Source organism: Microbacterium sp. zg-B185 (assembly GCF_030246885.1).
GTDB lineage: Bacteria > Actinomycetota > Actinomycetes > Actinomycetales > Microbacteriaceae > Microbacterium.
Map to the genome: position 1 here is coordinate 678,956 of NZ_CP126739.1, position 12,324 is coordinate 691,279.

Genomic DNA, 12,324 nt, shown 5'->3' on the forward strand with positions numbered 1-12,324 from the left:
GCTCGATAGGATGGCACGGTGCCAGTGAACCCCGAGCTCGTCGGGCGCGTCTTCCCCCCTACAGCGCCCTACCTTGTCGGCCGCGAGAAGGTGCGCGAGTTCGCTCGCGCCGTCTTCGCCGACGACCCGCAGCATCTCGACCCGGCCGCCGCGCAAGAGCGCGGCTACCCCGACGTCGTCGCGCCGCCCACCTTCGCGATGGTCGTCCAGGACCAGACCCTGCAGCAGCTGCTCGCCGAGCCGGACTCCGGCATCGAGCTGTCCCGCGTGCTGCATGCGGAGCAGCGCTTCCGGTACACGCGTCCGATCGTCGCCGGAGACGAGCTGACCGGAATCCTCTCCGTCACCGGTGTGCGTGCCATCGGCGGCAACGCGATGGTCACCAGCGAGGCGGAGATCACGGATGCCGCGGGCGCGCATGTGGTGACCGCGACGTCCGTGCTGCTGGTCGGCGAGGGCGAGCAGTGATCGCCGTCGGCGACCTGGTCGCAGAGCGCTCCGTCCACCTCACACGCGAATCGCTCGTGCGCTATGCCGGCGCATCCGGCGACTTCAATCCCATCCATTACCGCGATGACGTCGCGAACGCCGTCGGCCTGCCGGGCGTGCTCGCCCACGGCATGCTCACCATGGGTCTCGCGGTCGAGACGATCGTGCCCTGGCTCGGGGACGCCGGCCGGATCCTCGAATACGGCGTGCGCTTCACGCGCCCCGTCGTGGTCGACCCGGACGCGGGCGCATGGCTGCAGATCGTCGCGAAGGTCGGCGCGGTCGACGCGGACGGCGCCCGCATCGACCTCACCGTCACCCACCAGGAGCGGACGGTGCTCGGCAAGGCGCAGGTCCGGGTCCGTCACGTCTAGCCGATGCCAGAGATCCCCCCGATCCCGCTCGCGGAGCTGACGACGCTGCGCACCGGCGGCGTCCCCGAGCGCATGTTCGCCGCGCACACGAGCGACGAACTCGTTGCCGCCCTTCGCGACGCATGGGCATCGGGGGAGCCGCTGCTGGTCCTCGGGGGCGGGTCGAATCTCTTCGTCGGGGACGAGCCGCTCGAGGGCACCGTCATCCGCGTGCTCACCACCGGCATCGAGATGCTGCCCTCGCCGCGCGCAGGGTTCGCGCGTCTTCGCGTGCAGGCCGGGCACGACTGGGACGCGCTGGTCGCCTTCGCCGTCGGGCGGGGCCTGGGCGGCATCGAGGCGATGTCCGGAATCCCCGGCACCGTCGGGGCCGCCCCTGTCCAGAACATCGGCGCGTACGGTCAGGAGATCGTTCAGACGCTCGTCGACGTCGAGCTGATCGACGAGCTGACCGGCGAGATCGCCACCGTGCCCGCCGCCGACCTGGGGCTGGGTTTCCGGACCTCCGTGCTCAAGCATCACTACGGCTTCGTGCCGGAGCGCCCGGCGGTCATCCTGACCGTGACGCTCGAACTGGAAGCGGTCGGCTCGGACGCGCGCCCGGTCGGTGGAGAGCAGCTTCGCACCGCCCTGGGACTGGAGCCGACGGCATCCGTGTCCATCGCATGGGTGCGCGAACAGGTCCTGGCCACCCGTCGGCGCAAGGGCATGGTGTTGGAGGATGCGGACCCCGATACGCACAGCGCCGGATCCTTCTTCCAGAACGCGATCGTGTCCGCGTCGTTCGCGCGCACGCTGCCGCCGGAGTGCCCGCGGTGGCCGGTCACCCCGGACCTCGACTCCGCCCTGGTCATCCCGCTCGCCGCCTACGCGGGCTACGTCCCGCCGACTGCGAGTCAGGAGTCCGATGTCAAGGTCAGCGCCGCGTGGCTCATCGAACATTCCGGGCTCCGCAAGGGCTTCCGGCTGCCCAGGTCCCGGGCCGCGCTGTCGACCAAGCACGCGCTCGCGCTGACCAATCGCGGCGGAGCATCCGCTGAGGAGATCGCACAGCTGGCGCGCTTCATCCAGGGCCGCGTGCAGGCGGAGTTCGGGCTGGTCCTGCAACCCGAGCCGGTGCTCGTGGGCGTCGAGCTGTAGGGCTATCCTTCCCCCCGAGGGGGTGCGGCGTGAGGAATCGGACGCCCGCTGGGATCCTGCTGGTCGGTGTGCTGGCGCTCGCGGCCTGCACCGCGGGAACGCCCGAGCCTGTGCCGACCGCGTCCACAGCCGACGGCGGTGTGGGACTGCCGGCGCCGGCGCCCCCGGTGCCGCTCGAGGAGATCGCCGCGTTCAGCGGCGTCGCGGCACTGCGTGCCGGATCGGATTGCACGGGCACCCTGATCCAGACCGGTGTCGCCGACGGTCCGGCCTATCTGCTGACCACGGCCCGGTGCGCGGGAGGCGCGGGTCGATCCGCTCAGGAGACCACTCTGGCGGCCGCGTGGACGGGCACGGCCGAGTTCTTCCGCGTGGCGGGCGACCTGGATGCGACCGTGACGGTCGAGGTCGCCGAGCTCGCCTACGCGACGATGCGGCACACGGACGCGGCGGTCGTGCGGCTGGACGCCGGCCTCGGCGAGCTCGAGCGTCTCGGGGCGCGCGCGGTGCCGATCGCGGACCGGGCATCGGGCGCCGGAGATGCCGTCCTGCAGGTGAGCGTGCCCACCGGTTCGCTCGAACCGGACGCGGTGGTGATGCGTCGCAGCGTCTGCGATCTCGGCGCGCCGCAGACGCTCATCGAGTCCGCGTGGCTCTGGTTCGACGTCTTCCCGAACGACTGCCCCGGCATCGGCGAGGGGTCCTTCGGATCACCGCTGTTCACCGCCGACGAGGAGGGACGGCCGAAGGAGATCGCCGCCGTCGTGAGCACGTCGGTGGCAGCCCCCGGCGGCGCCGACGGCGGCGCGTGCTCCGAGGGCCGCCCGTGTCGGCTGACCGACGCCGGTGCGCAGGCCGGCGAAGAGGCCGGTTATGCGCAGAACGTGGCCGGCGTCGGACGCTGCTTCGACGCGGCCACCGGGGAGTTCTCGCTCGGCGCCGACTGCCCGCTGCCGGTCTCGGACGTCTGGGCCGAACGGGGAGGCGGGTCGTTCCGTGGCGCCGGCCAGCCGGATGCGGCGGGGCAGCTGCCCGAGGCGAGCTTCGTCGGGACCGCGGTCGGGATCGTGCGGACGACGCTGGTGCCGCTCGGCGACGGGACGGCCTGCACCGAGGAGGAGACGTACCGCGATGCGCGGACGGTGCGGCTGCCCCGTGCCGGCCAGCCGTGGGAGGTGGTCGGCGTCGTCGTCCCGGCGCCGCTGCCCGAACAGGAGGGACGCTTCCTGATGTGCGCGGTGAGCGATACGCCGGCGCGGCATCCGTCCTGTTCCAGGTGGACCGGACCCCGCCGGTCTACGCCGCCGACGCGCGGGTCGAGCCGCTGAGCGACGGCGGCGTGGTGATCCGCCCTTCCCTGCACCCGCCCGAGCTGACATCGCTGCGGTGGCGGTGGGGCGCGGCGGGGTCCGTGGACTGTGACGACAGCGCGGCCATCACCGACTCCGCCGTCGCGCCGCTGCGTCTGCAGGCCGGTGACCTGCCGGCGGTGTACTGCGTGTACGGCCTGGATGCCGCGGGCAATCGCACCCCGGTCACCCGGATCGACATCCCCGCGCCCTGAGACCGGCGCCGCTTCAGCGCCGGTTCAGCGCGGATGGGCCACGATGGAGCGATGCGACTCCGACCGCGGCGACGGCGAGGATGTCGAGGTCGAACTGGACGGGGACTTCGCCGTCGTACAGACCGAATGAGCCCGGGCGGTCAGGCCTCGATCGTGAAGCGCTCCAGCGACGGCCGCTCGGCGATGACCTCGGCCAGGCCGGCGACTCCGCCCTCGGGCGTCGCCCGGAACGAGCGATAGGCCTGCTCCGACGCATCGTCGGACCAGATCTCGTAGAGCGTCCACAGGCCGGGGCGCTCCGGATCGCGGAGGATGTCCAGCTGCTCGAGCCCCGCGAAGGTGCGGGTCGTGTCGAGCATGTCCTTCACGATCGCCGGAACGCGCTCCAGCGCATCCTCGCGGAAGGTGAACCGCACCAGGGCGGCGATCCGCTCACTCACGGATCAGTGTTCTTCGGGGTACTCGAGCGTGATCTGCTCGGCCGGCACGTCCAGCGCCTGGGCGAGCAGTCCGGTCATGACGACCTTGGGCACCAGGCAGTCCTCGCAGATGCCTTCGCCCGCGGAGATGACAGCCTTGGTCTTGCCGTCGGCGGTCTCGACCGAGAGCGAGTAGCCGTCCACGGAGAGCATTGTCTGCAGTTCATCGAGTGTTGCCATCGGTCTCACGCTTCCTGGGTCGGTTCGAGGCGGCGTCGGCCGCACCTCTATTGAGCGCCATCGATCCCCGCTTTTCGATGCACCTTTCCGCTCAGCGGAAGACCGGCGCGGCGGTCCGACACGATTGCGGGGACCAGTGCGCGGAAGCTGCGTCGCCTCAGACAGCCCAGCCACACCCCGGTTCCGTAGGCGATGTCATCCAGCCGGCGGGCGAGCAGAAAGCGGAACGGATCCAGACCGCGGCGCAGGCGGCTGTATTCCACCAGCCCGTCGGCCACGGCCATGATGCCGATGATCCAGCGTGCGCGTCGCGAGCAGAGCACGGCCACGGCGCCGATGGGCCACCAGTGCCGCAACGCCAGGGCCGACGCCTGGGTGAGCGCGGCGATCACTCCGCCGCCGACCAGGCGCACGGCCAGAGCGCGGGAGCGGGTGGTCGAGCTCAGCCGGCGGTGCACGCGCCACGCCGCGACGCCGCTCACCGCAGCCGCGGCCGGAAGCGACCACCGGCGGGCGGCGAGCAGGCACACCAGCACCGCAATGGTCCACGGTCGCAGAATCGCCGGCGGGATCGCGGCCGGATGCACGGGTGCCAGGTCGGCGGCCCCCGTGCCGTAGAACAGCTTGCGGCGAAACCACGGGCCGAAGCGCTGCCGATGCTCGTGCTCGACGACGACCCGGGGCTCGTACCGCACCCGCCAGCCCTGCTCGCAGAGCCGCCAGACCAGGTCCACGTCCTCCGCCACGCGCATCCCGTCGGTGAAGCCCGCCGCCAGCACCTCGCGACGGCCGATCAGACAGGTGCTCGACATCCACGAGACCGCAGAGCGCGGCCGCACCAGCGCCGGACGGATGCCGAGATCGACCGACGCCCGTGAGTTCTCGTAGCGCGCGATCCAGGTCTGCGGGTGCGGCGTGCCCACCACCCGGGGGCCCACCAGCGCCAGCTCCGGGTCGGCGAAGTGGCGCAGCATCCGCTCCAGGGCATCCGCGGTGACGACCACGTCCGAGTCGACGAACGCCACGAACGGGGTCTCGGCCTGCCCCAGCCCGGCATTGCGGGCGCTCGCCGGTCCCACGTTGCGGTCCAGGCGCAGCAGTTCGGCCCCGGCGCTGGCCACGACCTGGTGCAGGGCGGTCGCCGCCGGCTCCGGCGTGCCGTCGTCGACGACGAGCACGCGCACGCCCTGCAATCCGGACAGCAGCCGCTGCAGAGCGGCCGACCTACCGAGCACGGGAATGACGACGGTGAGCTGGTCCAGCGCGACTGCAGGCAGGGTCTCGGGGTCGGGGTGCGCGAGTCCGGCCTCCAGCAGCCGCGCGGCAAGCTGCCGGGAGGTGGGATCGCAGGCCGCGACCCGCGAGTCGCGCACGAACTCGAAGGCCCGTGGGCTCAGCCGCAGGACACGCGTGGGCGCCCCGCCGACCAGCACCCGCCCCCCGTCATAGCGCCACACCTCGGCGCCCACCACCACGTCCAATCCTTCGGGCGCGAGCTTCACGGCTGCTGCCTCGCGGCGGGGGACCCGCTCAGGGCTGCCCCCGTCGTGACCGTGCCGGTGCCCGCGACCGATTCGGCGACCTCGCGGATCATGCGGTCCAGGATGGCGGCGCCTTCCGCCGCGGTCGCCCCGCGCGGATCGCCCAGGACCCCGTTCGCGCTCACTGCATCCACGCCCCCGCGCCGCAGGCGGGGGAGCAGCTCGGGAACGGATGCCGTGACCCCCGGCTCCGCGGCATCCATCAGCACCCGGTGCGGAGCAAGATGGAGCATGATGCTGGTCTCCGGCCTGCCCGCGTGCACATCGCCGTGCCGGCAGGGGTGCCAGCTCACGGCGGTCGCCTCCTGGGCGAGGGTGGCCATCGCGGCGGTCAGGGCATCGGTGTTCCCGCCGTGGCCGTTGACGAAGACGATCCGTCCGGCCCACCCCCGCGCGGACCGGCAGAACTCCACGAGCGTCCGCGTGAGCGCATCGGTCCCGACCGAGACGGTGCCGGCGAAGCGCTGATGCTCGCCGCTGGCTCCGTATGCGATCGCGGGGGCGATCACAGTGGGCTGCGCAAGACGGCGGGCCACGCCGTCGCAGACGGCGCTCGCGATCGCCGTGTCGACGTCGAGGGGCAGATGGGGCCCGTGCTGCTCGGTCGAGCCCAGCGGGACCAGCAGCGTCACGTCCCGCGGCACGCGTGGCCACGGAACGTCCGCGAGGGGGAGCGGCGGCGAGCCGGCCCCCGGCCCCGCCGTCATCCGACCGGTGTGCCCAGGCGGCGCGTGAATCCCGGCGGGACCCACAGGTCGTCGGGGTTGAGATCGCGCACCGAGGAGTGGCCGAGCCCGAGCACCGCGGAATCGAGTCCGCCCCGCAGGATGTCCAGGACGTTCTCCACTCCGCCCTGACCGTTCGCGGCGAGACCCCACAGGTATGCGCGTCCGATCATGACGGCCTTGGCGCCCAGCGCGAGCGCCTTGGCGACGTCGCTGCCGCGGCGGATGCCACCGTCGAGGAGGACCTCGATCTGATCGCCCACGGCGGCCGCGATGTCCGGCAGGAGCCGGATGGACGCGGGGGTGGAATCGAGGTTGTTCCCGCCGTGGTTGGAGACGGAGATCGCGCTCATCCCCGCGTCGACGGCCCGCAGCGCGTCATCGACGCGGGTGATGCCCTTGAGCATGACGGGACCGTCCCATTGCTCGCGCAGCCAGGCCAGATCCTCCCAGGTCGCGGGCGGGGTGGAGATCCACTCGCCGTACGCGCCGAAGAAGGTCGGGGCCGGCTCGTCGCCGATCACGAGGTTCGGCACGGTCAGATCCGGAAGCGTTCCGCGCTTGAGGTACTCCGCCAGCCACGCCGGCTTGGTGATCGCGAACGGCGCGAACTCGGCCATCGCGCGCAGGCTCAGCTTCTCCGGAATGTGCGGACTGCCCCAGTCCCGGCCGTTGGAGAAGGACCAGTCCAGGGTGAGGATGATGGCCTTCACGCCCGACGCGCGCGCTCGATCGAGGCGGGCGGCGATCGTGTCGCGGCTGCCCTGCCAGTACACCTGGTAGTTCAGCTTGTCGGTGACGGCGCCGACCTCTTCGACCGACTTGCTCGCGAAGGAGCTCAGCGACATCGCGGTGCCGCGGTTGGCGGCGGCGCGCGCCACCGCGACCTCACCATCGGGGTGGACCGCCTGGACGCCGGTGGGCGAGATCAGCACCGGCAGCGCCAGGTCCATCCCGAGCACGTTGACGGAGAGATCGCGTGCGGACGACATTCCCGCGACGCGCGGCGCCAGCCCGAGCTCGGAGAACGCCGCCGTGTTGTCGGCGTACGTGGTCCCCTTCTCGGAGCCGGCCAGGAGGGCGGAGTAGACGGGGGCAGGCAGGCGCTTGCGAGCGCGTCGCTGAGCCACCGCCACGGTTTCGAACCAGGCGTTGCGGGGCATTACATGCTCTCTCTCAGTTCAGCTGCATGCCCGCGAGCGGGCTCACATTGCACGCCGAGACCGGCGGGGCCGTCGGCCGCTGCATCTCCAGCTTCAGCGCGACAGGTCGGGGGCGTGGGGGCGAGGTGCGGTGCGAGTGGTCACCACTCGGTTTGGGCCGCTCTCCGGAGGACACCGCGAGGGCGTCGTCGCCGAAGCCGCGCACGCACTCCGGGTCGGGACCGTCCAGTGGCAGTCCGGTGAAGAACTTGGCGGCCATGCAGCCGCCCCGGCACGTCTCGAAGAACGGGCAGCTGTTGCAGGCGCCCCCGGTCTGCGGGGCGCGCAGCCGCGTGAACAGCTCGGATTCGCGCCACACCTGGCCGAAGCCGCCCTCGCCGCGGATGTTGCCGGCCAGGAACTCCTCGTGGATCGCGAACGGGCAGGCGTAGACGTCCCCGATGGGGTCGATGAGGCAGACCACACGACCGGCGCCGCACAGGTTCAGCCCCGGAAGGCTCCCGCCGAGTGCCGACAGGTGGAAGAACGAGTCGCCCGTGAGCACCTCCTCGCCGTGCGCCAGCAGCCACTGGTACAGCTCGCGCTGCTGCTCCTGCGTCGGCCGCAGATCGTGCCACGAGTCGGCGCCGCGTCCGGCCGGTCGCAGCCGCGTCAGGCGCAGTTGCGCGCCGTAGCGGTCGGCGATCTCCTTGAACTCGTCCAGCTGGCCGATGTTGGTCCGCGTGCAGACCACGGACAGCTTGAGCCGCGTCATGCCCGCGGCCGACAGTCGTTCCAGAGCGCGGATCGCCAGGTCGAAGGACCCCGGTCCGCGGATCGCGTCGTTCACCTCGGCGGTCGCGCCGTCCATCGAGATCTGGATGTCGACGTAGTCGTTCTTCGCGAGCTTCGCGGCGATCTCGGAGGTGATCCGCACGCCGTTGGTCGAGAACTTGACCCCGATGTCGTGGCTGGTCGCGTAGTCGACGATCTCCCAGAAGTCCGAACGGACGGTGGGCTCGCCGCCGCCGATGTTGACGTAGAACACCTGCATCCGCTGAAGCTCGTCGATCACGGCCTTGCACTCGTCAGTGGACAGCTCCCGAGGGTCGCGTCGTCCCGACGCGGACAGGCAGTGGATGCACGACAGGTTGCACGCGTAGGTCAGTTCCCACGTCAGGCAGATGGGCGAGTTCAGTCCGCTCTCGAAGTGATCGATCAGGCGTGGCGCGGGAGCCGGGCGGTCCAGGACGACGGCGCTCATGCCGCCACCTCGACGAGCATGTCCGAGTCGCGCAGCGTCGTGATCGCCCGCAGCATCGCGGGGCGCATCTCGTCGGGCACCGCGGCGACGCCGAGGGCGTCTGCGACCGTGCGGTCGTCCGTGAGTGCGTCGACGACGGCCAGCAGTGCGGGGGACTTCAGAAACGACAAGCGCCTGGTTCCGAAGTGATACAGCAGCGCACCGAACGGCTCGGGGCGCACCGAGACGCGGTTGTGCAGCCGCAGCACGCTGTCGGGTGTGATGTCGGTCATGGCGATGTCAGTACACGCCGCACATGCCGTCGATCGACACGTCCTCGACCAGCTCGTTCGCCTCGACCAGCGTGGCGTCGGCATCTGCGGGGGCAGGAGTGGTGATTGCGTCCATGGGTTACTGTCCTCCTTGAGAGTTGCCGTCGGCGGAAAGCGCCGTGCGGTGAGCTTATTGGCACCGAGTGCCAAAGAAAAGAGTCATGCCGGAGATCTTGGACGACACAGCCCCTCGAGGTCGAGGCCGCGCACGCGCCACCTCGAAAGCCGAACTCGAGCGCATCGGGCTCGATCTGTTCATCGACCGGGGATTTTCCACGGTCACTGTGGACGATATCGCCGAGGCGGCCGGGATCAGCCGGCGCACGTTCTTCCGCTACTACGACTCCAAGAACGACGTCGCCTGGGGCGACTTCTCCCGCCTGATGGAAGGGTTCGCCGAGGCCCTCGGCCGGGCGCCGGCGGACGCGTCGGTCATCGCGGCGGTGCGCGACGCGGTCCGCGGGTTCAATCAGGTGCCCGGCGACGAGCTGGACCGGCATCGTCACCGCATGATCATCCTGCTCAAGACGCCCGAACTCGTCGCGCATTCGACGGTGCGCTACGCGGCGTGGCGTGGCGTGATCGCCGACTTCGTCGCACGCCGCCTGGGCCTGTCCGCCCGTGACGCCGTCCCGCAAGCGGTGTCCTGGGCGTGCCTGGGCATCTCGCTGTCGGCGTACGAGCAGTGGATCGAGCGACCGGACGCCGATCTGCTCGCGCTCATCGACGCGTCGTTCCGGGGACTCCGGGATGTCTTCTCGGCTGTCGTCATCGATGCGGAGGAGACCGCGTGACAGCACGGCGCATCGTGGTGGTCGGGGCCGGAGGCTCCGGCATCCCCCTGGCTGCCCGCCTGGGCGCGGCCGGCCGTGACGTGATGCTCGTCGAGGCGGGGCAGCGCGGTGAAGGTACCCCGGGCGAGGATGCCACGTTCGCGCAGGTGCGGGCAGATGTCCGCTCGGTCCGCGCCGGCCTGCCCGACGAGCCCACCGCGTGGACGTACGCCACGGAACTGACGCCCGGACGGGCGTACCGGGTCGGGCGCGGCCGCACGCTGGGAGGCAGCTCGGCCGTGAACGGCGGCTACTTCCTGCGTGCGCATCCCGACGACTTCGCCGGCTGGGCGGCGGTCGCCGGGCCGGAGTGGAGCTGGGCGGCGTGCCTGGGCGCGCTGCGGCGGCTCGAATCCGACCATGACTTCCCCGCGGATCCCGTCCACGGCGCGCACGGGCCGGTGCCGGTGGTCCGGGACGCCGGGACCGACCCGGTCACGGCGAGCTTCATGGCGGGCGCCGTGCAGCACGGCGCGGTCCTCGAAGCGGACAAGAACGGCGGCGGCGCCTCCGGCGTCGGGACCCTGCCCTGCAACGCGCTCGGCGGACAGCGCTGGGGCACGGATCGGGCCTACGGCGACGTTCTGGCTGAGGCCGCAGTCCAGATCCGCGGTGGTCTGGACGTGCGCCGCGTGCTCTGGCAGGGCAGCCGTGCCGTCGGCGTCGAAGCGGTCGGGGCGGAAGGAACCGTGCGCATCGAGGCCGATGAGGTGGTGCTGTGCGCGGGTGCCATCGAAACGCCGCGCCTGCTCATGCGCTCCGGCGTCGGCCCACGGGCGAGCCACCCGCTCCACGGAGTCGGGCGCGGGCTGTCCGATCATGCAGCGGTGTCCGTGAGCTGGCGCGCGCGGTCGGGATCCCTGCCGTCGGCACCGATGACGGCCTGGACGGCGGCATGGAACACTCCGGCCGGGTCGCTCGCGGCGCATCCCCTGGAGCTGCTGCTTCCGGTGCTGCCGACCGCTGCGCTCGTGTCCGGCGATCTCACCCTGGACGGGCCGCTGGATCTGCGCGTCGCGTTGAGCACCCCGCTGTCTCGGGGGTCCGTGCACGCCGGCGGAGACGGCGTGGACATCCACTACGGCTATCTGTCCGCGGAATCGGAACGGCACGCGCTGCGCGAGGGGGTTCGCGCCGCGCTGGCCGTGCTCGGCAGAGGGCCGATGGCCGAGGTCGTCGAGACGGTCGAGCTCGTCGAACGACTCGGCGCCGCTCCGACCGACGCGCAGCTGGACGAGTGGATCCGAGCGAACCTGGCCACTGCCCTGCACTCCACCGGGACGGCTCGCATGGGCCCCGCCGACGATCCGGATGCGGTCGTGGACGCCCACGGGCGGGTTCACGGGGTCGAGGGTCTCCGTGTCGCGGACGCGTCCATTCTGCCGGCGGTGCCTTCGCGCGGCACCTCCAACACCGCCGTGATGGTCGGGGAGCGCATCGCCGAGCTGATGGGCTCCGAAACCGGCCCCCGCCGGGGATCAGGCAGCGTTGCTCGGGCGGCCGATCGCTGACGGTGCCCCGAGTCCCCGGGAGATCGCGCGCGCCGTCGCCGACAGCGCGGGCAGGACCGTGTGCGGGGACGACTTGGCGGAGATGGTGACGGCGATGGCACCGACGATCCGGTCGCGAACGCCGCGGACCGGAACGCCCACCGACGTGCAATCCGAGGTGATCGAGTCCTGCACGATGCCGACGCCGGTGCGGCGCACGTCGGCGAGCACGCGGCGCAACTCCTCGGGGTCCGTGATGGTGTGGGGCGTGAACCGCTTGAGCGGACTGGCCAGCACCTCTTCGCGGAATTCCACTGGCGCGAAGGCCAGCAGGACCAGGCCCGTTCCCGTCGCGTGCAGCGGCCACCGCCCGCCCAGCCGGGAGAGCACCGAGGCGCCGCCGCGCGCCCGGAGGGAATCGACGTACACGACGTCATGTCCGTCGCGCACCGAGAGGTGCACGTTCGCGTTCGTGGCTGCCTGCAGATCGCCGAGGAAGGGCAGCGCGACGTCGCGCAGCCGCATGCCCTGCGGCTCGAGCGAGCCCAGTTCGAGGATCCGCATGCCGATCGCGTAGCGACCGTCCTGCGCTCGCTCCAGCGCTCCCCACTCCCGCAGCTCGCCCACCAGGCGGTGCGTCGTGCTCAGGCTGAGCGCGGAGCGTCGGCTGATCTCGCTCAAGGTGAGCAGCAGATGATCCTGGTCGAAGCACCCCAGAATGGCCAGGGCGCGCTGCGCGGCCGTCATCGGCTTGATCTCGGAATCGTGGACCGGGCTAATGGTCATCATTGA

Annotated in this window: 16 protein-coding genes; 7 read left to right on the plus strand and 9 right to left on the minus strand. The window is 71.6% G+C overall.

What is annotated here, in order from left to right:
- Positions 1-18 precede the first annotated feature (18 nt).
- From QNO12_RS03195 to QNO12_RS03215, 5 genes are read left to right on the plus strand one after another with little or no spacing between them, the layout of a single operon-like run.
- Complete coding sequence (locus tag QNO12_RS03195) at positions 19-468, plus strand: FAS1-like dehydratase domain-containing protein (RefSeq protein WP_257503915.1); 450 nt, start codon at positions 19-21, stop codon at positions 466-468.
- Entirely contained in the window at positions 465-863 is a 399-nt protein-coding gene (locus QNO12_RS03200) for a MaoC/PaaZ C-terminal domain-containing protein (protein WP_257503916.1), read from the plus strand. The genes QNO12_RS03195 and QNO12_RS03200 overlap by 4 nt, the downstream gene beginning before the upstream one ends.
- A gap of 3 nt (positions 864-866) precedes the next feature.
- Complete coding sequence (locus QNO12_RS03205; protein ID WP_257503917.1) at positions 867-2,003, plus strand: UDP-N-acetylmuramate dehydrogenase; 1,137 nt, start codon at positions 867-869, stop codon at positions 2,001-2,003.
- A gap of 29 nt (positions 2,004-2,032) precedes the next feature.
- The gene (locus tag QNO12_RS03210) at positions 2,033-3,331 is read left to right on the plus strand and encodes a hypothetical protein (RefSeq protein ID WP_257503918.1); all 1,299 of its coding nucleotides are present in this window, start codon (positions 2,033-2,035) and stop codon (positions 3,329-3,331) included.
- A gap of 14 nt (positions 3,332-3,345) precedes the next feature.
- Positions 3,346-3,567: a hypothetical protein gene (locus QNO12_RS03215; protein WP_285178241.1), complete on the plus strand. Its 222-nt coding sequence runs from the start codon at positions 3,346-3,348 to the stop codon at positions 3,565-3,567.
- Between the two features lie 140 nt (positions 3,568-3,707).
- On the opposite strand, the gene QNO12_RS03220 is transcribed toward QNO12_RS03215, so the two are convergent.
- From QNO12_RS03220 to mftA, 8 genes are read right to left on the minus strand one after another with little or no spacing between them, the layout of a single operon-like run.
- Entirely contained in the window at positions 3,708-4,007 is a 300-nt protein-coding gene (locus QNO12_RS03220) for a putative quinol monooxygenase (RefSeq protein WP_257503920.1), read from the minus strand.
- Between the two features lie 3 nt (positions 4,008-4,010).
- Entirely contained in the window at positions 4,011-4,226 is a 216-nt protein-coding gene (locus tag QNO12_RS03225) for a hypothetical protein (protein WP_257503921.1), read from the minus strand.
- 47 nt (positions 4,227-4,273) lie between these two features.
- Positions 4,274-5,728, minus strand: a complete 1,455-nt coding sequence (gene mftF, locus QNO12_RS03230) for a mycofactocin biosynthesis glycosyltransferase MftF (protein WP_257503922.1) — start codon at positions 5,726-5,728, stop codon at positions 4,274-4,276.
- The gene (gene mftE, locus QNO12_RS03235; protein WP_257503923.1) at positions 5,725-6,474 is read right to left on the minus strand and encodes a mycofactocin biosynthesis peptidyl-dipeptidase MftE; all 750 of its coding nucleotides are present in this window, start codon (positions 6,472-6,474) and stop codon (positions 5,725-5,727) included. Before mftE ends, mftF begins: the two co-directional genes overlap by 4 nt.
- Positions 6,471-7,655, minus strand: a complete 1,185-nt coding sequence (mftD, locus tag QNO12_RS03240) for a pre-mycofactocin synthase MftD (protein ID WP_257503924.1) — start codon at positions 7,653-7,655, stop codon at positions 6,471-6,473. The genes mftE and mftD overlap by 4 nt, the downstream gene beginning before the upstream one ends.
- Positions 7,656-7,668: 13 nt before the next feature.
- A complete protein-coding gene (mftC, locus tag QNO12_RS03245) occupies positions 7,669-8,898 on the minus strand; it encodes a mycofactocin radical SAM maturase (RefSeq protein ID WP_257503925.1) in 1,230 nt (409 codons plus the stop codon).
- Positions 8,895-9,170 (minus strand): mycofactocin biosynthesis chaperone MftB, encoded by a 276-nt coding sequence (gene mftB, locus QNO12_RS03250; RefSeq protein WP_257503926.1) that lies wholly within the window; start codon positions 9,168-9,170, stop codon positions 8,895-8,897. Before mftB ends, mftC begins: the two co-directional genes overlap by 4 nt.
- 7 nt (positions 9,171-9,177) lie before the next feature.
- Positions 9,178-9,285, minus strand: coding sequence for a mycofactocin precursor MftA (mftA, locus tag QNO12_RS03255; RefSeq protein ID WP_257503927.1), 108 nt, complete (start codon positions 9,283-9,285; stop codon positions 9,178-9,180).
- 85 nt (positions 9,286-9,370) lie between these two features.
- Between mftA and mftR the strand changes: the two genes are divergently transcribed.
- Together mftR and QNO12_RS03265 are read left to right on the plus strand one after the other, a co-directional pair.
- Positions 9,371-10,003 carry a mycofactocin system transcriptional regulator MftR gene (gene mftR, locus QNO12_RS03260; RefSeq protein WP_257503928.1) on the plus strand — a complete coding sequence of 211 codons (633 nt, stop codon included), beginning with the start codon at positions 9,371-9,373 and terminating at the stop codon, positions 10,001-10,003.
- Positions 10,000-11,553, plus strand: coding sequence for a GMC family oxidoreductase (locus QNO12_RS03265; RefSeq protein ID WP_257503929.1), 1,554 nt, complete (start codon positions 10,000-10,002; stop codon positions 11,551-11,553). The genes mftR and QNO12_RS03265 overlap by 4 nt, the downstream gene beginning before the upstream one ends.
- Here QNO12_RS03265 and QNO12_RS03270 read toward each other — a convergent pair.
- Positions 11,521-12,321, minus strand: coding sequence for an IclR family transcriptional regulator (locus QNO12_RS03270; protein WP_257503930.1), 801 nt, complete (start codon positions 12,319-12,321; stop codon positions 11,521-11,523). The two genes, QNO12_RS03265 and QNO12_RS03270, sit on opposite strands and share 33 nt — an antisense overlap.
- Positions 12,322-12,324 lie beyond the last annotated feature (3 nt).